This window comes from Agrobacterium sp. 22094 (assembly GCF_052046015.1).
Lineage (GTDB): Bacteria > Pseudomonadota > Alphaproteobacteria > Rhizobiales > Rhizobiaceae > Agrobacterium > Agrobacterium cavarae.
This window is the reverse complement of sequence record NZ_JBQEPX010000003.1, coordinates 187,957-208,127: the sequence shown is the minus strand read 5'-3', so window position 1 is coordinate 208,127 and position 20,171 is coordinate 187,957. Positions and strand designations below refer to the sequence as shown.

Below are 20,171 nucleotides of genomic sequence, written 5' to 3'. Positions count from 1 at the left end.
CAGAGGAGAACTGAAATGACCGATTCCAACAAGACGAAAAAGGGTCTGACCCGCCGCGGTCTCCTGAAGGCGGGCGCTGCCGCCACGGGTGCTGCCGTCGGTTCCGGCCTGATCACCGGCTTCCCCACCATCTGGGCGCAGAACCCGATCACGCTGCGCCAGTTCGGCACGGGCGTGTCCAACATCAATGCGATTGCCGAAAAGTGCAAGGCGGACCTCGGCATCACGCTTGAAATGACGGCAACGGATTCGGATGCAGCCGCACAGCGCGCCGTCACCCAGCCGAACTCCTACGACATCGCAGACATCGAATACTGGATCCTGAAAAAGGTCTATCCGGCCGGTGTGATCCAGCCGATGGAAATCAAGAAGCTGAAATATTACGACAAGATCGTGCCGCTGTTCAAAACCGGCAAGCTGACGCCCGACAGCGTGATTGCCCAGGGCACGGCACCCCACACGGTGGGTTATGTCGAGAAGCCCGGCGACAAGAAGTTTGCCAAGAGCGAAACCGAATACTTCACCATGGTTCCGACCATCTACAATGCCGATACGCTCGGCATTCGCCCTGATCTCGTCGGCCGTGAGATCACCACCTGGGCCGACATCATGGACCCGAAGTTCAAGGGCAAGACTTCCATCCTGAACATCCCATCGATCGGCATCATGGATGCTGCAATGATCATGGAAGCCATGGGCAACATAAAATATGCCGACAAGGGCAATATGACGAAGGCCGAAATCGACAAGACCATCGATTTCCTCATCAAGGCCAAGAAGGACGGACAGTTCCGCGCCTTCTGGAAGAGCTTCGACGAGAGCGTCAACCTCATGGCGTCGGGCGAAGTCGTCATCCAGTCCATGTGGTCGCCGGCGGTTGCCGCCGTTCGCTCCAAGGGCATCGCCTGCAAATACCAGCCGCTAAAGGAAGGCTATCGCTCCTGGGGCGGCGGTCTTGGCCTCGCCAAGCACCTGAGCGGCGCGAAGCTCGACGCGGCCTATGAATATATCAACTGGTACACATCCGGCTGGGTCGGCGCTTACCTAAACCGCCAGGGCTACTACTCCGCTGCCATGGATACCGCGAAGAACTACATGACCGCCGACGAATGGGGTTACTGGGTAGAAGGCAAGCCTGCCCAGGGCGATATCATCGCTCCAGACGGCAAGGTCATGGAAAAGGCTGGCGCTGTGCGCGATGGCGGCTCCTTCGAAGAGCGCATGGGCAAGGTCGCCTGCTGGAACTCCGTCATGGACGAAGACCGCTACATGGTCCGTCGCTGGAACGAGTTCATCGCTGCTTGATGAGAAAAAGAAGGCTGGCGGTCAGCGCCGCCGGTCTTCGGTTGCCGATACCCTCGGCACTTGCTTTTCGTCATCCTCGGACATGATCGGGGCCGACCATGACGACGGAGAGGTTTCAATCCGTCGTCATCGCACCAGGACCGGCAGCGCGAAGCTGCCGATCATGACAACAATAAAGGGCTCCATTGAATGGCGACGGTCAGATTTATAGGCGTTGGCGAAAAGAAAGAAAAAACGGGCAAGCCCTTCACCCTGCCGAAGGGACTTGTGTCTTACATCGAGGCAACGCCGTTGGCGCTGATCCTCGGCTTCTTTCTCCTTCTGCCGATCCTGATGATCGTCGTGGTGAGCTTCTGGGATTATGACTTTGCCCAGATGTATCCCGACTTCGTCACCTTTAACTATACCGAAACGCTCGGCTCGTGGGTGACGTGGCAAACCTATCTCAATACGTTGAAATATGCCTTCCTTGTGTGGGCGATCACGCTGTTCCTCGGCTTCTGGGTGGCCTATTTCCTGGCCTTCCATATTCGCACCACCACCATGCAGATGGTCCTGTTCCTCATCTGCACCGTGCCCTTTCTGACCTCCAACATCATCCGCATGATTTCATGGATCCCGGTCCTCGGTCGCAACGGCCTGATCAACAGTGCGCTGGTGAATTTGGGGATTGTTCCGGCACCCATCGAATCGCTACTTTATTCCGACTTCGCCGTGGTGCTGGCCATGGTGCATCTCTACACGCTCTTCATGGTGACGCCGATCTTCAACACGCTGATGCGCATCGACAAGTCGCTGGTGGAGGCCGCGCGCGATGCGGGTGCGTCCAGCTGGCAGGTGCTGTGGAACGTCATCATTCCCTTGGCGAAGCCCGGAATGGCCATCGGGACCATTTTCGTCGTAACGCTGGTCATGGCGGATTTTTCCACCGTGCAGGTCATGTCCGGCGGACAGAGTGCCTCTGTTGCCCTGATGATGAAGAACCAGATGTCGCTCCTGCAATATCCGGCCGCTGCCGCAAACGCCGTCGTCCTTCTCGCCCTCGTTCTCCTGATGGTCGCAGGCATTCTGCGGGTCGTCGATATCCGTAAGGAGCTCTGATCCATGCACTCGGAAAAACGCGGTCGCGAATTCTACATCCTTGCCATCTTCTTCGCCCTCTTCGCGCTGTTTCTGTATGGCCCGCTCTCGGCCATCCTGATCCTGGCCTTCCAGGGACCGAATGGCGGCCTGACATTCCCGCTGAACGGCGTCTCTCTACACTGGTTCGCCAACCTCTTCGAGCAGCAGGCGGTCGGGGACTTTGGTGGCTCCTTCCGACGCTCTTTCATGCTGGGCGTGATGGTGATGATCGTCACCGTGCTTGTCTCGCTTCTGGCGGGCCTCGCCTTCCGCCGCAAATTCGTCGGCGCCACCCCGCTCTTCTATCTCTCGGTTGCAAGCCTTGTGGTGCCATCCATCATCATCTCGCTCGGCATCGGCGTGCTTTTCCAGCAGCTTGGCCTGGAGCCTGCATGGTACAGTTCCGCCTTCGGCGCACAGCTGACGTGGACCCTCCCCTTCGGCGTCCTCATCATGTTTGCGGTCTTCAACCGCTTCTCGCCATCTTACGAAGAAGCGGCGCGCGATCTAGGTGCAAATTCTTGGCAGACCTTCAGCAACGTGGTGTTGCCGATGATTGCGCCAAGCCTGATCGGTGTCGGCCTCTTCGGCTTCACGCTTTCCTACGACGAGTTTGCCCGAACCCTCATGACGTCAGGCACGTATAATACGCTGCCGCTCGAAATCTACGGCATGACGACGAACGTCACCACGCCGGTGCTCTATGCCCTGGGTGCCGTCACCACTTTCTTCTCTCTCATCGTCATCGGCGCAACGCTTGGTATCATTGCCGCCATGAACCGCCGCCGCTCGAAAGGCTGACCTGCACATCATGCGCATTCTCGTCGTCAATCCCAACACCACGCAATCGATGACCCAGACGATCGAGGCGGCGGCCAAGGCGGTCGCTTCCGCCTCGACGGAGATCGTCGCCGTGACGTCGTCGATGGGACCGGTCTCGATCGAGGGTTACTACGACGAAGTCTTCGCCATACCGGGGCTTCTCCTGGAGATCGCCAAGGCAGAGAAGGGCGGCGCGCAGGCCGCGGTCATTGCCTGCTTTGACGATACGGGCCTCGATGCGGCGCGCGCGCTTGCGACCATCCCTGTCATCGGCATCTGCGAGGCAGCTGTCGCGACCGCGGCTTTCATCGCGCAGCGCTTCACCGTCGTCACCACCATGGAACGCTCCCGCCTGCCACTCGAACATCTGGTGCATCGCTACGGCATGGGCGCGCGCGCCAAGGTGCGGGCGGCGGACATTCCGGTCCTGTCGCTGGAAGACCCGAGTTCAGACGCACTGCCGCGGCTCCGGGCCCAGATCACGGCAGCGCTTCACGAAGACAAGGCGGAGGCCATCGTGCTTGGCTGCGCCGGCATGGCGGATCTCGCGGCAGAGCTGTCACATGAATTTGGCGTTCCCGTCATCGATGGTGTTTCGGCAGCGGTCAAACATGCCGAGACGCTGATCTCGCTGAAGCTCACCACGGCAAAGCGGGGTGCCTATGCAAGCCCCGTCGAAAAGCCCTACCTGGGCTTGATGGAAGCGTTTTCGCCTAGCCATATGGCGGCAGGTTAAGCGTTTCGATCCTGCCACAATTCATTCAGCGCCCGTTCAGCCTGCGGAATCTATTTTCTTAACCATCGGATAACAACTGGCGGGCAACTGCCGTTTTGATGGAAAATGAACATGGCTTCGATTGCAGCTAAATCTCTTCTGGCCCTTGCGGTATCTGCAACCGTCCTGGCACCCTTGAACACGGCATCTGCTGGCGACTGGCGTCACAGAAATCGCGACGCAGCCATCATCGGCGGTGTTCTTGGCCTCGCTGCCGGTGTCGCTGTCGGCTCTGCCCTGTCGCAGCCGCGCTATGAGGAAGAGCCGGTCTATGCCGAGCCTCCTCCGGTCCGCCGTTACCAGACCTATCAGCCCAGCTACACATATGATGATCCGGACTATCGCGAGTATCGTCCGGCACCCCGCCCGGTCTATCGCGCCCAGCCGGTTTACGAGCCCCGCCCTGTCTACAGACAGCGTCAGGTTTACCGCACGATCGAACCGTGGTCTCAGTCCTGGTATAACTATTGCTCGCAGCGTTACCGCAGCTTCAATCCGAACAGCGGTACCTATATCGGCAATGATGGAAACAGTCACTTCTGCGTCGCAGGCTGACCACTACATCCTGGATTTTTAAGAACTTGAACCGCTCGGATGACCCTCATTTGGGGACGTAATCCGAGCGGTTTATGTTATGGCGCTGCAGCTTGTCGTAAAAGGTCTTGCGCGCAATTCCGAGCGCCGCGATGGTTTCGGCAACGTCACCCTGATGCTTCTCCAGTGTTTCGCGAATGATGTCCGCCTCCTGCCGATCCATGCGTTCGGAAAGCGTACCTGATCCACTCGATATCGCAGCCGGGCTGGAAATCTGCGGCTGCCCGCCTTCCAGTCCCAGCACCACACGCTCGGCGAAATGTCCGAGTTCACGCACATTGCCCGGCCATTGGTGTTCGTTGAGGTAGCGCGAAACGGATGCCCCGATCTGCGGCACCGGCATGCCGAAGCGGCTGGAAGCCTTGCTGACGAAGTGAGAAAAAAGCAGCGGTATGTCGGCACGCCGCTCGCGCAGTGGCGGGATGGAGAGCGTCACCACATTCAAACGGTAATAGAGATCCTCGCGAAAATCCTTGCGCTGCTCGGGATCCCCGAGATCCACCTTGGCGGCGGCGACGACACGAATATCGACGGAACGCTCCTCGTTTGAGCCGACCGGAGATACCTCGCGCATTTCCAGCACGCGCAGCATCTTCACCTGGAGAGCAGGCGGCATGCTTTCGATCTCGTCCAGAAACAGCGTCCCGCCGCTCGAATATTCGATGCGGCCGATGCGCTTCTTCTGCGCACCGGTAAAGGCACCGGCCTCATGGCCGAAGAGCTCGCTTTCGATGACGGTTTCCGGCAAGGCACCGCAGTTCAACGCCACGAAGTTTCCGTGGCTGCGCTTCTTGCTCCAGCGGTGCAGGGCAGTTGCCACCACTTCCTTGCCGCTGCCAGTCTCTCCCGCCACCAGCACATCCACATCCGTATCGGCGATGTGGCGCAAGGTATTGCGCAGGCGCTCCATCGCAGGCGTCTGGCCAAGCAGCGGCATGTCGTCGATCGACTGTTCCGCCGCCTGCTTCAGCGCCCTGTTTTCCATCACCAGCCGGCGCTTCTCCAGCGCACGGCGCACACTTTCCACCATGCGCTCGGCGGGAAAGGGCTTGGCAATAAAATCGTAAGCGCCGTTTTGCAACGCACTAACCGCCATCGGCACATCGCCATGGCCGGTGATCAGAATGACCGGCAGATCCGCGTCGATCTTCCGGACATGCTCGAAAAACTGCAGGCCATCCATGCCGGGCATGCGCACATCAGTGACGATCACACCGTCGAAATTTTCTTCCAGAGCGTCAAGCGCCATCTCTGCCTTGGGGAAAGGCATCACCGTCATGCCTTCGAGTTCAAGCGTCTGCCGCATCGCCTTGCGAAGCTGCGAGTCATCATCCACCAGGTAGACCGTTCCCATCACCGTCATGTCACGCCCGCTTCAAATAGACTGAGAAACATGTGCCGCTTTCGCCGGTATCGACCTCGATCCGGCCACCATAATCCGAGGCGATATCGCTGGAGATGACGAGGCCGAGACCAAGCCCGCCTTCCTTCGACGTGTTGAAGGGAGAGAAAAGCTGCTCGAGAATTGGCGCAGCGATGCCGGGTCCGTTATCGCGAACCTTCAGCACAACGTCGTCCTTTTCCTCCTCGACCCGGACGTCGACGCGACCATCAGTCTTCTCCTCGACGGCTTCGAGCGCGTTCTGCAGGAGATTGATGACGATCTGCTCCAGGCGGATGCGGCTTCCCATCACCTTGACGCTCTCATCGGGAAGATCGAGATCGAGAATGTCCATGCGACCGGAAAAGCGGCTGCGTAACAACACCACCGCCCCTTCCACAACCAGGCGAAGGCTGACGGGCTCTGCTGCGGTCCTTCCCTTGCGGGCAAGGATTTTGAGATCGCTGGTGATGACGCCGATGCGCTCGGTCAGTGCAGCGATATTCTCTAGGTTCTCATCCGCCTCTTCGGCACGCTTTCGCTTCAAAAGTACGCGCGCATTGTCCGCATAGGCGCGAATGGTCGCCACGGGCTGATTGATCTCATGCGCGACGCCCGCCGCCACCTGGCCAAGAATCGAGAGCCGGTTTGCCTGGACGAGATCGTGCTGAACGCTCTGCAACTCTTTACCAGTCTGTTCGTGTCGCAGAATTTCGGCCTGAAGCTTGTCGCGCGCCATGGTCAGATCGACAGTGCGCTCCTGCACGCGGCGCTCCAGCTCTGCCCGCGCGCGCTCTGCAGCAGCCTGTGCCTGCTCCGCCTTCAACCGACGCCGAAGCCAGATTGCCGAGAGCGCAAAGAGCGGCATAAGGGCAGCAAGGGCAATGATCCGGCTTTCGCGTATCGCGGCATTGGTCGTCGGCGTCACGGGCTGAAGATAATGCAATGACCATCTGGTCGTCGGAACGGGGAGCTCCAGACGAAGATAATCTCCTCTCAGCGCTGGCGGGGAGTTGACCTCAACCAGCGCCACATCCGGACCGAGTTTGGATCGCACGGTCACCGGCAAGGGAGAGAGCGCTTCCTCTCCGAATTGAAGACTGGCGGAAATCATCCGCCGTTTGTCTTCGTCGATCGGCGCCACCGTCTTGAACCGCCATTCGGGTATGCTTGTCATCAGCACCACGCCGTTGGAATCGACGATATAAACGGGACGCCCGCCGATATTCCAGTCGGTCTCAAGCCGATTGAATTCCACCTTGGCGATGACGACGCCGAGCGGCCTTCCATCTGCCCCATCGATCCGCCGCGATATATAGAGACCTGGCCGGCGGCTGACATTGCCAAGCGCGTAATGCTCCGCCATGCCCGTTTCCATGGCTCTGCGAAAATAGTCCCGGAAGGCATAATTGGAGCCAACGAAACTCTCGGGCGTCTGCCAATTGCTGGACGCGATGGTGACGCCCTTCGCATCCGTCACATAGATGACCGAGGCCTGCGTGCCCTCGATCAGCCCCTCCAGCTTTTCATCCAGACGCTGGACGGCCGCGCCGCCATTCTCCAATGCTTCGGTGATATCCCTGTCTCGGGAGAGGACGAGCGGCAGGACGCGCGGGCGCTCCAGTGCCACATTTAGCAAAGCCGTTTTCAGCTCGGCGTCCGTGGTGGAATCGGCAATCAACCGTTTCGTCGCTTGGACGCGCCCGATCTTGTCGGCAGCCACGAAGGCGCCGAAGCCAATGATGACCCACATCAGAGCAAAGGCCATCCAGCGGAAGCGGCTACTATTTAAGAAAGTGGACATTGTATTGCTCGAAACCCATCGCCCCAATGTGCGGGAATCCACACAAAACACAAGAGATGTTGAGCGGGAAAACACACTTGTGAAAACGGTTCCTGATTCAACTCAAAATAAAATACATATTTTTCAGTAATTTATTCCCAGAAAGTCGAACTGGCACGCTACTTGCTCTTGTATTTCCGAACGGCAGAGGGCCGGGCAAAACGCAAAGGCAAACCCGGGAGGCCGTCAGGGCAGGGTTAAGCCGAGGAGGAACTACAATGATTGACAGCACAGCCGTGGCCGAAAGCCACGCCAGACTGCCTTTTTACCGGCATCTCTATTTCCAGGTCATCGTCGCCATTGCCGCAGGTATTGCGCTCGGCCACTTTTATCCCGCTCTCGGCGAACAGCTGAAGCCGCTTGGTGATGGTTTCATCCGCCTGGTCAAGATGATCATCGCACCCGTGATCTTCCTCACAGTCGCAACCGGCATTGCCGGCATGAACGACATGAAGAAGGTCGGCCGCGTTGCCGGCAAGGCGATGATCTACTTCATAACCTTCTCCACCCTGGCGCTCATTGTCGGCATGATCGTCGCCAACGTCGTTCAGCCGGGTGCCGGCATGAACATCGATCCGTCCACGCTGGACGGCAAGGCCGTTGCCACCTACGCCGCCAAGGCGCATGAGCAGTCCATCACCGGCTTCCTGATGAACATCATCCCGACGACGATCGTCGGCGCTTTCGCAGAAGGCGATATTCTTCAGGTGCTGTTCTTCTCCGTTCTGTTCGGCATTTCGCTCGGCATCGTCGGAGAGCGTGGCAAGCCTGTCGTCGATTTCATGCATGCTCTGATGTATCCGATCTTCAAGCTGGTCGCGATCCTGATGAAGGCTGCTCCGATCGGTGCGTTTGGCGCCATGGCCTTCACCATCGGCAAATACGGCATTGCATCGGTCACCAACCTCGCCATGCTGATCGGCACCTTCTACCTGACGTCGCTGATCTTCGTGCTCGTCATTCTGGGTGCCGTCTGCCGCTATAACGGCTTCTCCATCCTGGCGCTGATCCGCTACATCAAGGAAGAGCTGCTGCTCGTTCTCGGCACATCCTCTTCGGAAGCAGCCCTTCCGGGCCTGATGAGCAAGATGGAAAAGGCTGGCTGCAAGCGTTCTGTCGTTGGCCTCGTCATTCCGACCGGCTACTCCTTCAACCTCGATGGCACGAACATCTACATGACGCTCGCTGCCCTCTTCATCGCACAGGCAACGGGTATCCACCTGTCCTTCGGTGAACAGGTTCTCCTGCTGCTCGTTGCCATGCTGAGCTCCAAGGGTGCCGCAGGCATCACCGGTGCTGGCTTCATCACGCTCGCGGCCACACTCTCGGTCGTGCCATCCGTACCGGTCGCCGGCATGGCGCTGATCCTCGGCATCGACCGCTTTATGTCGGAATGCCGCGCACTGACCAACTTCGTCGGCAACGCGGTCGCAACCATCGTTGTTGCCCGTTGGGAAGGCGAACTCGACCAGGAGCAGCTGGCAACGGTGCTGAGAGGCGAAGAGCCCAAAGTCGTCGACGATCCGACCGCGCTTGGGGTTCCGGCAGAGTAAGAAACGCCCTTAGAATCAATACATACAGAGGCCCGCTTCGATCATTCGAGGCGGGCCTCTTCTCTTCCGGCCCCGGCTTGGTAAGGATGAATACCACTCCTCTCCTCAACGGTGCTCGATGATGAAAAACCTGTTTCTCTCCTGGCAAGTCTGGGCTCTTCTTTCGGCCGCTTTCGCCGCACTGACCGCCATCTTCGCCAAGATCGGCATCGAAAACGTCAACTCCGATTTCGCCACTTTCATCCGAACCATCGTCATTCTTCTGGCTGCAGGCTTGATGGTCTACGTTACCGGGAACTGGCAAAGCCCGGCGACGATTACGCCGCGCACCTGGCTCTTCCTCGTCCTCTCCGGGCTTGCGACCGGTGCATCCTGGATCTGCTATTTCCGTGCCCTGAAGATCGGCGATGCCGCGCGCGTTGCGCCAATCGACAAGCTCAGCGTGGTCTTCGTCGCGGTGTTTGCGGTTCTCTTTCTGGGCGAACGGCTCTCTCTTCCCTACTGGCTCGGCGTGATCCTAATTGCCTGCGGGGCAGTGCTCGTCGCCTATCGCGGCTAGCTGGTGTATGTTCCGTCTGCGACGAAGGCCGACATTTCCATTTTGCGAATAAGGCTTTAAGACTTGTCGGCGAATGCGACAGGGAGGTCTTATGCGTTCAGTCCTTCAAGAACTGGAAAGCCGCCGCGCCGAGGCTCGTCTGGGCGGCGGGCAAAAACGTATCGATACGCAGCACGCCAAAGGCAAGCTGACGGCGCGCGAACGCCTCGACGTGCTGCTGGATGAAGGCTCCTTCGAAGAATACGACATGTATGTGACCCACCGGGCGGTGGATTTCGGCATGGCGGATCAGAAGGTGGCTGGCGATGGCGTCGTTACCGGCTGGGGCACGATCAACGGACGGCAGGTCTATGTGTTCAGCCAGGATTTTACCGTGCTTGGCGGCTCCTTGTCGGAAACCCACGCACAAAAAATCTGCAAGATCATGGATATGGCGGTGCGCGTCGGTGCCCCTGTGATCGGCTTGAACGATTCCGGCGGTGCGCGCATCCAGGAAGGCGTCTCGTCGCTTGCGGGCTATGCGGAAGTTTTCCGTCGCAACGCGGAAGTGTCCGGCGTGGTGCCGCAGATCTCCGTCATCATGGGTCCTTGCGCGGGCGGTGCAGTCTATTCGCCCGCCATGACCGACTTCATCTTCATGGTGCGCGATACCTCCTACATGTTCGTCACCGGTCCGGACGTTGTGAAGACCGTCACCAATGAGATCGTCACCGCCGAGGAACTGGGTGGCGCCACCACCCACACGAAAAAATCTTCTGTTGCCGATGGCGCCTATGAGAACGACATCGAGGCGCTGGAAGCGGTGCGCGCGCTGTTCGATTTTCTCCCCAACAACAACCGGGAGAAGCCGCCGACGCGACCGTTCCATGACGATCCGGCCCGCCTTGAGGCGAAGCTCGATACCTTGATCCCGGACAGTTCCAACAAGCCCTATGACATGAAGGAGCTGATCCACGCGATTGCGGACGAAGGCGATTTCTTCGAATTGCAGGAGGCCTTTGCCAGAAACATCATTACCGGTTTCGTCCGCCTTGAAGGCGAGACCGTCGGCGTCGTCGCCAACCAGCCCATGGTGCTGGCCGGTTGCCTGGATATCGACAGCTCCCGCAAGGCGGCAAAGTTCGTGCGCTTCTGCGACGCCTTCAACATTCCGATCCTGACCCTGGTGGATGTGCCGGGCTTCCTGCCGGGTGTCGCGCAGGAATATGGCGGCGTCATCAAGCACGGCGCCAAGCTGCTCTTCGCTTATTCCGAAGCAACGGTACCGATGGTGACGCTGATTACCCGCAAGGCCTATGGCGGCGCCTATGATGTCATGGCGTCGAAACATATCGGCGCCGACATCAACTATGCCTGGCCGACGGCGGAGATTGCCGTGATGGGCGCCAAGGGTGCGGCTGAAATTCTCTACCGCTCCGAACTATCGGACCCTGACAAAATCGCGGAACGGACGCGCGAATATGAAGAGCGTTTCGCCAATCCTTTCGTCGCTGCCGAACGTGGCTTCATCGATGAAGTCATCATGCCGCATTCCTCGCGACGCCGCATCGCCCGCGCCTTTGCGTCCCTGCGCAACAAGCAGGTGACGACGCATTGGAAAAAACACGATACGATTCCGTTGTGAGGATGAAGCCTATGTTCAAGAAAATCCTCATTGCCAATCGCGGCGAAATCGCCTGCCGCGTCATTCGCACCGCAAAGAAGATGGGCATCGCAACGGTCGCGGTGTATTCCGATGCGGATGCCAATGCGCTGCATGTGCGCGAGGCCGACGAAGCGGTGCATATCGGCCCCGCACCCTCCAACCAGTCCTATATCGTGATCGACAAGATCCTCGAGGCCATTCGCAAAACGGGTGCTGACGCGGTGCATCCGGGCTATGGCTTTCTCTCTGAGAATCCGGCTTTCGCGGCGGCTCTGGAAAAGGAAGGCGTTGCCTTCATCGGCCCGCCGGTCAGAGCCATCGAAGCGATGGGAGACAAGATCACCTCCAAGAAGCTGGCCGCCGAGGCAGGTGTCTCCACCGTTCCCGGCCATATGGGTTTGATCGAGACTGCCGATGAAGCCGTCCGCATCGCATCCGAGATCGGCTACCCGGTGATGATCAAGGCATCGGCCGGCGGCGGCGGCAAGGGCATGCGCATTGCCTGGAACGATAGCGAGGCGCGCGAGGGTTTCCAGTCATCACGCAACGAAGCAAAAGCATCTTTCGGTGACGACCGGATTTTCATCGAAAAATTCGTCACACAGCCGCGTCACATCGAAATTCAGGTTCTCGGTGATCAGCACGGTACCGTGCTCTATCTCGGCGAACGGGAATGCTCCATTCAACGCCGAAACCAAAAGGTGATCGAGGAGGCGCCGTCTCCGTTTCTCGATGAGGCGACGCGCAAGGCGATGGGCGAGCAGGCTGTCGCGCTGGCCAAGGCGGTCGGTTATTTCTCCGCTGGCACGGTGGAATTCATCGTCGATGGCGACCGCAACTTCTACTTCCTGGAAATGAACACCCGGCTTCAGGTGGAGCACCCCGTCACCGAACTTGTGACCGGCATCGATCTCGTGGAGCAGATGATCCGGGTGGCAGCGGGCGAAAAACTGTCTCTCTCCCAACCGGACATCAAGCTCAAAGGCTGGGCGATCGAGAGCCGGCTTTATGCGGAAGACCCTTACCGCAACTTCCTGCCCTCCATCGGTCGATTAACCCGCTACCGTCCCCCGGAAGAGGGCCGCCAGGAGAATGGCACGATCCTTCGCAATGATACCGGCGTCTTTGAGGGCGGCGAAATCTCGATGTATTACGACCCGATGATCGCCAAGCTCTGCAGTTGGGGCGAGACACGGCTCTCCGCGATCGATGCCATGGGCGAGGCGCTTGATCGGTTCGAAGTCGAGGGCATCGGGCATAACCTGCCCTTCCTTTCCGCGGTCATGCAGCATCCTCGTTTCCGTTCCGGCAATCTGACCACCGGCTTTATAGCCGAGGAATTTCCAGACGGCTTTTCCGGAGTGGAGCCGCAGACGCAAGCCGATGAACGACTGGCCGCGATTGCTGCGGTCATTCATCATCATGCGCAGAGCCGCGCAGCGCAGATCTCCGGCACCATCGGCAACCATCGCCGCATTGTCGGCAAGGACTGGGTGGTTCAACTCGGTAAAACCGAGCACCGGATTTCCGTTGATCTCGAGGGCGATCATATCGTGACTCAAGTCGAGGGGGGCGAGAGGCTGGCTGTCGAAACGGACTGGCTGCCGGGCCGCAGCCTTGGCATGTTCCGGCTGGGCGATACGGTTCTGGCGGTAAAGATCGATCTGTCGCCATCCGCCATCCGATTGCGTTGGCATGGTGTGGACATCATCGCCCAGGTTCGCAGCCCTCGCGTCGCCGAACTTGCGCGTCTCATGCCGGAAAAGCTGCCGCCGGACACATCGAAGATGCTGCTCTGCCCCATGCCAGGCGTCATTACCTCGATCTCGGTCGCGGAGGGGGATGAGGTCGAGGCCGGACAGGCGCTGGCAACCGTGGAGGCGATGAAGATGGAAAACATTCTTCGCGCCGAGCGCAAGGGCCGCGTCGCCAGGGTTTGCGTGAAGGCTGGTGACAGCCTTGCCGTCGATGAGGTGATCCTGCAATTCGATTGACGAGGGTACCCACCTAAGATTCCGCTTCCCTGTCCTGCCTTTTCTGGAATAGATATTCCAATCCAGGAGAGACGATTTCATTTTTGGGGGAGTGAAACGAGATGCAGGATCTTGCTGCACCGGCAACGGTGAAGGAGTTTGAGGAGAGACTTGTCGAGGTTGCGCCGAAACTGCCGAAGAGATTGCGGCAGTGCGCGGATTATGTCGCAGCCAATACCGACCGGATCGCCGTTTCCACCGTGGCTGAAATGGCGGAAGCGGCAGGAGTCCAGCCTTCCGCCTTCATGCGCTTCTGCCAGATTTTAGGCTTTTCCGGCTTCTCCGAAATGCAGCGACTGTTCAAGGAAAGCTATTCCGGCCGCTGGCCGGATTACGATACGCGGCTCACCAACCTGCGCGACAAGGGTGAAGACAGTGGCGGACGGCTTCTGGCGGAATTTGTCGAAGCCGGGCGTGCATCGCTGGAAAACCTGCTGAAAACCGTCGATCAGTCTGCTTTTGAGGCCGCAATCCAGGTGCTGGCCGACGCGCAGATGATCCACATCGTCGGCTTGCGCCGCTCCTTCCCGGTCGCAAGCTATCTCGCCTACGCTTTCGAGAAGATGCAAGTGCCCTCCATGCTGCATGCCTCTGTCGGCCAGCTGCAGAGCGCCAATGCAATCCGCCAGGGCGATGTGGTTCTCGCCATCACCTTTGCGCCCTATTCGGCTGAGACGATGGAGATCGTTTCCTCAAGCCGTGCCCGAAAGATTCCGGTCGTGGCGATCACCGATACGGCTGTCAATCCGCTACGACAATTCGATGCCACAGTGCTGACCGTGTCAGAGGTCGATTTCGGCGCATTCCGTTCTCTGTCGGCGACCCTCTGCATCGCCATTGCCCTTGCAGTCGGTGTGGGAACGCACCGACAAAATTGAATATTCGTATTGAAAATAGAAAAAATAGAATTTATAGTCCAAATATAAACGAGGGAGAAAAGTGACGGATATTTAGTTCCGTCCTTTGTAGCGCTGACAGCGCGGAGGAGACAGATCGTGAAGACACTCGATCTCATCACGATCGGCCGCTCGTCGGTCGATCTTTACGGCGCGCAGATCGGCGGACGTCTGGAGGACATGTCCTCCTTCAACAAATACATCGGTGGCTCTCCGACCAACATTGCAGCAGGTGCCGCACGACTTGGTCTGAAGAGTGCCGTCATTACCCGCGTCGGCGACGAGCACATGGGTCGCTTCATCCGCGAACAATTGGTGCGCGAAGGCGTCGATATTCGCGGCGTGCAGACCGACAAGGAGCGCCTGACCGCACTCGTCATTCTCGGCATCCGCGACCAGCAGCAGTTCCCACTGATCTTCTATCGCGAGAACTGCGCCGATATGGCGCTGAGCGAAGACGACATCGACCCTGCTTTCATCGCCGACGCGAACTGCGTTTGCGCGACCGGCACGCATCTTTCTCATCCGCGCACGGAAGCGGCGGTTCTGAAGGCGTTGCGGCTGGCACGGGGCAGCGGCGCGAAGACGGCGCTCGACATCGATTACCGCCCGAACCTCTGGGGTGTGGCTGGTCATGGTGACGGCGAAAGCCGCTTCGTGGAATCGGCGAAGGTGACGCAGAAGCTGCAATCCACCCTCACCCTCTTCGACCTCATCGTCGGCACCGAGGAAGAGTTTCACATCGCCGGTGGCTCTACCAATACTCTGGAAGCGCTGCGCGCCGTGCGGGCTGTTTCCAACGCCACGCTCGTCTGCAAGCGCGGACCGATGGGAGCAGTGGTCTTTCCAGGCGACATTCCAGGCAGTCTCGACGATGGCGAAAGCGGCGAAGGCTTCCCCATCGAAGTCTTCAACGTGCTGGGAGCCGGTGATGGCTTCATGGCAGGCCTCTTTCGCGGATGGCTGCGCGGCGAAGATTGGCCGACCACATTGAAATACGCCAATGCCTGCGGCGCTTTCGCTGTGTCGCGACATGGCTGCACGCCCGCCTATCCAAGCTGGGAGGAGCTGCAATATTTCTTCCGCACGGGCATTCGCAACAAGGCGCTGCGCAAGGACGACGCGCTGGAACAGGTGCATTGGGCCACCAATCGCAAAGGCGACTGGAGCACCATGCGCGTCTTCGCCTTCGATCACCGCATGCAACTGGAAGCCATCGCAAAGGACGTCGGCGTCGACGACAAGAAGATCGGCTCCTTCAAGGAGCTTTGCCTGAAGGCTGCCCATCAGGTGGCCGGTGGCAATGCCGGTTACGGCATTCTCTGCGATGGTCGTCTTGGCCGCGACGCTCTCTATCAGGCCGCAGGCTCAGGCCTGTGGATCGGCCGTCCCGCAGAATGGCCGGGCTCGCGCCCATTGACTCTGGAGCCGGATCTTGGGCCCGATTGCGGCGGTCTGAACGAATGGCCGGCCGAACATGTGGTCAAGGTGCTGTGCTTCTACCATCCGGACGATGACGAGGCGATGCGCGCCGAGCAGGAAGAGACGGTCTCGCGTCTCTTTGCCGCTGCGCGCCGCAACCGGCTGGAATTTCTGCTGGAAGTCATCCCTTCCAAGGTGGCACCGATCGATGATGAAACGACTGCCCGCATCATAGACCGCTTCTACGAGATCGGCGTCTATCCAGACTGGTGGAAGCTTGAGCCTTTGAAGAGCGAGGAAGCCTGGCGTCAGGCGACCGATGCGGTAAAACGTCATGATCCTTACGTTCGTGGCATTGTGGTTCTCGGCCTGGAGGCGCCGCAGAGCGAGTTGGAGGAGAGTTTCAGGCTGGCGGCAGGCTTCGATCTGGTGAAAGGATTTGCCGTGGGTCGCACGATCTTTGCCGAGGCCGCACGCAACTGGCTTGCGGGCAAGGTGAGTGACGAGGAGGCGGTTGCCGACATGGCAGCCCGTTATGATGCGCTTTGCCGGATTTGGGACAAGGCGCGCGCCGCGCATGTAAAGGGAGAGGCAGCGTGAAGACGGTACGATTGACGGCGGCACAGGCGCTTGTGCGTTACCTGGCAGCCCAAATGAATGAGGATGGCGAGCCTTACATCGCCGGCGTCTGGGCGATCTTCGGCCACGGCAACGTAGCTGGCATGGGCGAGGCCCTTTATGGCATCCGCGAGGAACTGCCGACCTATCGCGGCCAGAACGAGCAATCCATGGCGCATGCGGCGATTGCCTACACCAAGCAACTTGGCCGCCGCCGGACGATGGCGGTCACATCGTCGATCGGTCCCGGCGCGTTGAACATGGTAACCGCTGCCGCCCTTGCGCATGTGAACCGCCTGCCCGTCCTGCTGATCCCCGGCGATGTCTTCGCCAACCGTGGGCCGGATCCGGTGCTTCAGCAGATCGAAGACTTCAACGACGGCACGATCTCGGCCAATGACTGCTTCAAGCCGGTGAGCCGCTATTTTGACCGGATCATGCGCCCCGAACAGCTTCTGACCGCATTGCCACGCGCCTTCCGCACCATGACGGACCCCGCCGATTGCGGTCCTGTGACACTCTCCTTCTGCCAGGATGTGCAGGCCGAAGCCTATGATTATCCGGAAAGCTTCTTCGACAAGAAGGTCTGGCGCCAGCGCCGCCCCGAGCCCGACAGAGCCGAACTCGAAGAGGCGATCGCAGCCCTCAAAGCCGCGAAGAACCCGATCATCGTCGCAGGCGGCGGCGTGCATTTTTCTGGCGCGACCGAGACGCTGAAGAGCTTCGCCGAGCGCCACTCCATACCCGTCATCGAGACTCAGGCCGGCAAATCCGCGCTGGCCTGGGATCACGAGATGAATTTCGGTCCCGCTGGTGTGACGGGTGCATCGAGCGCCAATGCGATTGCAGAAAAGGCCGATCTCGTCTTCGGTGTCGGAACCCGTTTTCAGGATTTCACCACCGGCTCCTGGGCGCTCTTCAAGAACCCGGCGCGCAAACTACTTGCACTTAACGTGCAAGCCTATGACAGCGCCAAGCACGATGCCATCAGCCTGACGGCCGATGCAAAAGTCGGCCTGGAAAAACTGACCGAAGCCTTGGGCAGCCACCGCTTTTCCGCACCCGATGCAAGCCTTAAGCAGGACTGGTTCGCCAAGGCCGACGCCGTGACCGCGGCACCGAAGGAGGCTAACAGCCTGCCGACGGATATGCAGGTAATCGGCGCGGTACAGCGCGCCTCGCGTGACAATACCGTCGTCATGTGTGCGGCAGGCACCATGCCTGGAGAGCTGCACCAGCTGTGGAAGGCGAAGCTGCCGCTTTCCTACCACATGGAATATGGCTTCTCCTGCATGGGTTATGAGATTGCCGGTGGCCTCGGCATCAAGATGGCAGAGCCCGAGCGCGACGTGATCGTCATGGTGGGCGATGGCTCCTATATGATGATGAATTCGGAACTCGCCACTGCCGTTGCCATGGGCGTGAAGATCACCGTCGTCATCACCGACAATCGCGGCTATGGCTGCATCAACCGGCTGCAGATGGGCACCGGCGGGGCGGAGTTCAACAATCTCTACGCCCACACAAACCAGAAGAACCCGATCGCCATCGATTTCACCGCGCATGCAGCCAGCATGGGTGCGGATGCGCACAAGGTCTCGACAATCGCCGAACTCGAAACAGCACTCGATGCAGCTCGTGGCGCGGAGGTTCCGACCGTGATCGTCATCGATACCGATCCCTATCCGACACCGGATGCCGGGGGATACTGGTGGGATGTCGCCGTGCCGGAAGTCTCTGAACGCAATGAAGTCAAACAGGCTCGTGCAGCCTATGAATCCGCACTGAAAGAAAGACGCTGATCATGATCCTTTACGGTACAAACCCCATCGCCTGGAGCAATGACGACGACCGCACGCTCGGCGCCCATATCAGCCTTGAACAGTGCCTGGACGAAACCTCCAAGATCGGCTTCGACGGCATCGAGAAAGGCCACAAGTTCCCACAGGAACCGGAAGCCCTTAAGGCTGTGCTGGAGCCCCGCAAGCTGCGCTACGTCTCCGGCTGGCATTCGCTCAACCTTCTGACCAACTCCATCGAAGACGAGAAGGCGGCCATGCAGCCTGCCCTCGACCTTCTGAAGGCGATGGGCTCCAAGGTCATCATCGTCTGCGAAACCTCCAATGCCATCCACGGCGAGGATGCAAAGCCGGTCAATGACCGCCCGAAGCTCGCCGACAGCGAATGGAAGCGCTTTGGCGAAGGCGTCGAAGCGCTGGCGAAACATGCGGCCGATCAGGGTGTCGCGCTCGTCTATCACCATCACATGGGCACGATCGTCGAGAGCGAAGACGAGATCGACCGGCTGATGGAGAACACTGGCCCGCACGCCAAGCTGCTGCTCGATACCGGCCATTGCCTTTTTGGTGGCGGCAATCCGGAGCGGCTGGCGAAGAAGCATATGGGTCGCGTCGGCCATATCCACGCCAAGAACGTGCGTCCGGTCGTCGCCAAGCAGGTTCGCGACGAAAGCCTCTCCTTCCTCGAAGGTGTGCGCCGTGGCGTCTTCACTGTTCCTGGCGATAGCGAGGGCGGCGTCGATTTCCTTCCCGTTCTCAAGATTGCCGCAGAGCATGGCTACAGTGGCTGGCTGGTGATCGAGGCCGAGCAGGATCCGGATGTCCGTAATCCTTTCGAGTATCAGAGCCTCGGCCTGAAATCGTTGCGCGCCTTCGCTCGCGAAGCCGGCCTGGACAAAGGCTAAAGGAAAGGTCCGACACATGGCAGATCTGCTGCGCAAACCCACCGGCACATCCGGCAAGGTTCATGACATCACGCCGGAAAGCGCCGATTGGGGCTATGTGGGCTTCGGGCTCTACCACCTGAAGCCTGGCGAAACCGCAACCGAACAAACCGGCGAGACGGAGGTCATTCTCGTTCTCGTCGAGGGCAAGGCGGAAATCTCGTCGGAAGACAAGAATTTCGGCGAACTCGGCGACCGCATGAATGTCTTCGAGCGCAAGCCGCCGCATTGCGTCTATATCCCGGCGGGCTCTTCCTGGACCGTTACGGCAACCACTGACTGCGCGCTTGGTGTGTGCACGGCACCCGCAAAGCCAGGCCGCGAGGCGCAAGTCATTGGACCGGCGGGAATTACTCTGGCGGAGCGCGGCAAGGGCGGCAATACGCGTTACATCTTCCCGATTGCCATGGAAGATCGCGACGTGGCCGATAGCCTGCTGGTCACGGAAGTCTTCACCCCATCCGGTCACTGGTCGTCCTATCCGCCGCATAGGCACGACGAGGACAACTATCCGGAGATGACCTATCTGGAGGAGACCTACTACCACCGCCTCAATCCGGAGCAGGGCTTCGGCTTCCAGCGCGTCTTCACCGAAGACGGCTCGCTGGACGAGACCATGGCCGTCTCAAGCGGCGATGTGGTTCTGGTACCGAAGGGGCATCACCCCTGCGGCTCTCCCTATGGCTATGAGATGTACTATCTAAACGTCATGGCCGGACCGATGCGCAAATGGCGCTTCCAGAACCACCCGGATCACGACTGGATTTTCAAGCGCGACAATCCATAAACGCGCAATCTCTGCCTGAAAAAAACGCTCGCACCGAGACAACGATGCGAGCGTTTTTTGTTGGTCCAAAAAT

At 59.3% G+C, this 20,171-nt stretch carries 16 protein-coding genes; 14 read left to right on the top strand and 2 right to left on the bottom strand.

Features of this window, described 5'->3' with window-relative positions:
- Positions 1 to 15 precede the first annotated feature (15 nt).
- The 5 genes from ACTJK5_RS15860 to ACTJK5_RS15840 all read left to right on the top strand — a co-directional run bounded on the left by ACTJK5_RS15860 (position 16) and on the right by ACTJK5_RS15840 (position 4,579).
- On the top strand, positions 16 to 1,305 hold the full coding sequence (locus tag ACTJK5_RS15860) for an ABC transporter substrate-binding protein (protein WP_062423731.1): 1,290 nt from the start codon (positions 16 to 18) through the stop codon (positions 1,303 to 1,305).
- A 189-nt stretch (positions 1,306 to 1,494) separates the two neighbouring features.
- The gene (locus tag ACTJK5_RS15855; protein WP_440598871.1) at positions 1,495 to 2,406 is read left to right on the top strand and encodes an ABC transporter permease; all 912 of its coding nucleotides are present in this window, start codon (positions 1,495 to 1,497) and stop codon (positions 2,404 to 2,406) included.
- Between the two features lie 3 nt (positions 2,407 to 2,409).
- The gene (locus tag ACTJK5_RS15850; RefSeq protein ID WP_274101693.1) at positions 2,410 to 3,228 is read left to right on the top strand and encodes an ABC transporter permease; all 819 of its coding nucleotides are present in this window, start codon (positions 2,410 to 2,412) and stop codon (positions 3,226 to 3,228) included.
- Positions 3,229 to 3,238: 10 nt separating this feature from the next.
- Complete coding sequence (locus ACTJK5_RS15845; protein WP_274101695.1) at positions 3,239 to 3,985, top strand: aspartate/glutamate racemase family protein; 747 nt, start codon at positions 3,239 to 3,241, stop codon at positions 3,983 to 3,985.
- Between the two features lie 111 nt (positions 3,986 to 4,096).
- Positions 4,097 to 4,579 carry a BA14K family protein gene (locus tag ACTJK5_RS15840; RefSeq protein ID WP_062423727.1) on the top strand — a complete coding sequence of 161 codons (483 nt, stop codon included), beginning with the start codon at positions 4,097 to 4,099 and terminating at the stop codon, positions 4,577 to 4,579.
- 46 nt (positions 4,580 to 4,625) lie between these two features.
- Here the strand turns inward: ACTJK5_RS15840 and ACTJK5_RS15835 are convergent, their stop codons facing one another.
- Both ACTJK5_RS15835 and ACTJK5_RS15830 read right to left on the bottom strand, forming a co-directional pair.
- Positions 4,626 to 5,981 carry a sigma-54-dependent transcriptional regulator gene (locus ACTJK5_RS15835; RefSeq protein ID WP_274101697.1) on the bottom strand — a complete coding sequence of 452 codons (1,356 nt, stop codon included), beginning with the start codon at positions 5,979 to 5,981 and terminating at the stop codon, positions 4,626 to 4,628.
- Position 5,982: 1 nt separating this feature from the next.
- Positions 5,983 to 7,803: a sensor histidine kinase gene (locus tag ACTJK5_RS15830; RefSeq protein ID WP_274101699.1), complete on the bottom strand. Its 1,821-nt coding sequence runs from the start codon at positions 7,801 to 7,803 to the stop codon at positions 5,983 to 5,985.
- 257 nt (positions 7,804 to 8,060) lie between these two features.
- Here ACTJK5_RS15830 and ACTJK5_RS15825 point away from each other — a divergent pair, with 257 nt between their 5' ends.
- The 9 genes from ACTJK5_RS15825 to iolB all read left to right on the top strand — a co-directional run bounded on the left by ACTJK5_RS15825 (position 8,061) and on the right by iolB (position 20,098).
- Entirely contained in the window at positions 8,061 to 9,395 is a 1,335-nt protein-coding gene (locus tag ACTJK5_RS15825) for a dicarboxylate/amino acid:cation symporter (RefSeq protein WP_062443951.1), read from the top strand.
- A 121-nt stretch (positions 9,396 to 9,516) separates the two neighbouring features.
- Positions 9,517 to 9,954, top strand: a complete 438-nt coding sequence (locus ACTJK5_RS15820; RefSeq protein WP_440598870.1) for an EamA family transporter — start codon at positions 9,517 to 9,519, stop codon at positions 9,952 to 9,954.
- Positions 9,955 to 10,045: 91 nt separating this feature from the next.
- A complete protein-coding gene (locus ACTJK5_RS15815) occupies positions 10,046 to 11,578 on the top strand; it encodes an acyl-CoA carboxylase subunit beta (RefSeq protein ID WP_440598869.1) in 1,533 nt (510 codons plus the stop codon).
- Positions 11,579 to 11,589: 11 nt separating this feature from the next.
- A complete protein-coding gene (locus ACTJK5_RS15810; RefSeq protein WP_440598868.1) occupies positions 11,590 to 13,593 on the top strand; it encodes an acetyl-CoA carboxylase biotin carboxylase subunit in 2,004 nt (667 codons plus the stop codon).
- Between the two features lie 101 nt (positions 13,594 to 13,694).
- Complete coding sequence (locus tag ACTJK5_RS15805) at positions 13,695 to 14,510, top strand: MurR/RpiR family transcriptional regulator (RefSeq protein ID WP_062423722.1); 816 nt, start codon at positions 13,695 to 13,697, stop codon at positions 14,508 to 14,510.
- A 114-nt stretch (positions 14,511 to 14,624) separates the two neighbouring features.
- Entirely contained in the window at positions 14,625 to 16,550 is a 1,926-nt protein-coding gene (locus ACTJK5_RS15800; RefSeq protein WP_440598982.1) for a bifunctional 5-dehydro-2-deoxygluconokinase/5-dehydro-2-deoxyphosphogluconate aldolase, read from the top strand.
- Positions 16,547 to 18,370, top strand: a complete 1,824-nt coding sequence (gene iolD, locus ACTJK5_RS15795) for a 3D-(3,5/4)-trihydroxycyclohexane-1,2-dione acylhydrolase (decyclizing) (RefSeq protein WP_440598867.1) — start codon at positions 16,547 to 16,549, stop codon at positions 18,368 to 18,370. The genes ACTJK5_RS15800 and iolD overlap by 4 nt, the downstream gene beginning before the upstream one ends.
- Positions 18,371 to 18,372: 2 nt before the next feature.
- Positions 18,373 to 19,272: a myo-inosose-2 dehydratase gene (gene iolE / locus ACTJK5_RS15790; protein WP_440598866.1), complete on the top strand. Its 900-nt coding sequence runs from the start codon at positions 18,373 to 18,375 to the stop codon at positions 19,270 to 19,272.
- Between the two features lie 16 nt (positions 19,273 to 19,288).
- Positions 19,289 to 20,098: a 5-deoxy-glucuronate isomerase gene (gene iolB / locus ACTJK5_RS15785; protein WP_440598865.1), complete on the top strand. Its 810-nt coding sequence runs from the start codon at positions 19,289 to 19,291 to the stop codon at positions 20,096 to 20,098.
- The last annotated feature ends 73 nt before the right edge of the window (positions 20,099 to 20,171 follow it).

Coding starts and splice junctions, on each gene's coding strand:
- ACTJK5_RS15860 (WP_062423731.1), top strand. CDS start 16: ATGACCGATTCCAACAAGACGAAAAAGGGTCTGACCCGCCGCGGTCTC.
- ACTJK5_RS15855 (WP_440598871.1), top strand. CDS start 1,495: ATGGCGACGGTCAGATTTATAGGCGTTGGCGAAAAGAAAGAAAAAACG.
- ACTJK5_RS15850 (WP_274101693.1), top strand. CDS start 2,410: ATGCACTCGGAAAAACGCGGTCGCGAATTCTACATCCTTGCCATCTTC.
- ACTJK5_RS15845 (WP_274101695.1), top strand. CDS start 3,239: ATGCGCATTCTCGTCGTCAATCCCAACACCACGCAATCGATGACCCAG.
- ACTJK5_RS15840 (WP_062423727.1), top strand. CDS start 4,097: ATGGCTTCGATTGCAGCTAAATCTCTTCTGGCCCTTGCGGTATCTGCA.
- ACTJK5_RS15835 (WP_274101697.1), bottom strand. CDS start 5,981: ATGACGGTGATGGGAACGGTCTACCTGGTGGATGATGACTCGCAGCTT.
- ACTJK5_RS15830 (WP_274101699.1), bottom strand. CDS start 7,803: ATGTCCACTTTCTTAAATAGTAGCCGCTTCCGCTGGATGGCCTTTGCT.
- ACTJK5_RS15825 (WP_062443951.1), top strand. CDS start 8,061: ATGATTGACAGCACAGCCGTGGCCGAAAGCCACGCCAGACTGCCTTTT.
- ACTJK5_RS15820 (WP_440598870.1), top strand. CDS start 9,517: ATGAAAAACCTGTTTCTCTCCTGGCAAGTCTGGGCTCTTCTTTCGGCC.
- ACTJK5_RS15815 (WP_440598869.1), top strand. CDS start 10,046: ATGCGTTCAGTCCTTCAAGAACTGGAAAGCCGCCGCGCCGAGGCTCGT.
- ACTJK5_RS15810 (WP_440598868.1), top strand. CDS start 11,590: ATGTTCAAGAAAATCCTCATTGCCAATCGCGGCGAAATCGCCTGCCGC.
- ACTJK5_RS15805 (WP_062423722.1), top strand. CDS start 13,695: ATGCAGGATCTTGCTGCACCGGCAACGGTGAAGGAGTTTGAGGAGAGA.
- iolE (WP_440598866.1), top strand. CDS start 18,373: ATGATCCTTTACGGTACAAACCCCATCGCCTGGAGCAATGACGACGAC.
- iolB (WP_440598865.1), top strand. CDS start 19,289: ATGGCAGATCTGCTGCGCAAACCCACCGGCACATCCGGCAAGGTTCAT.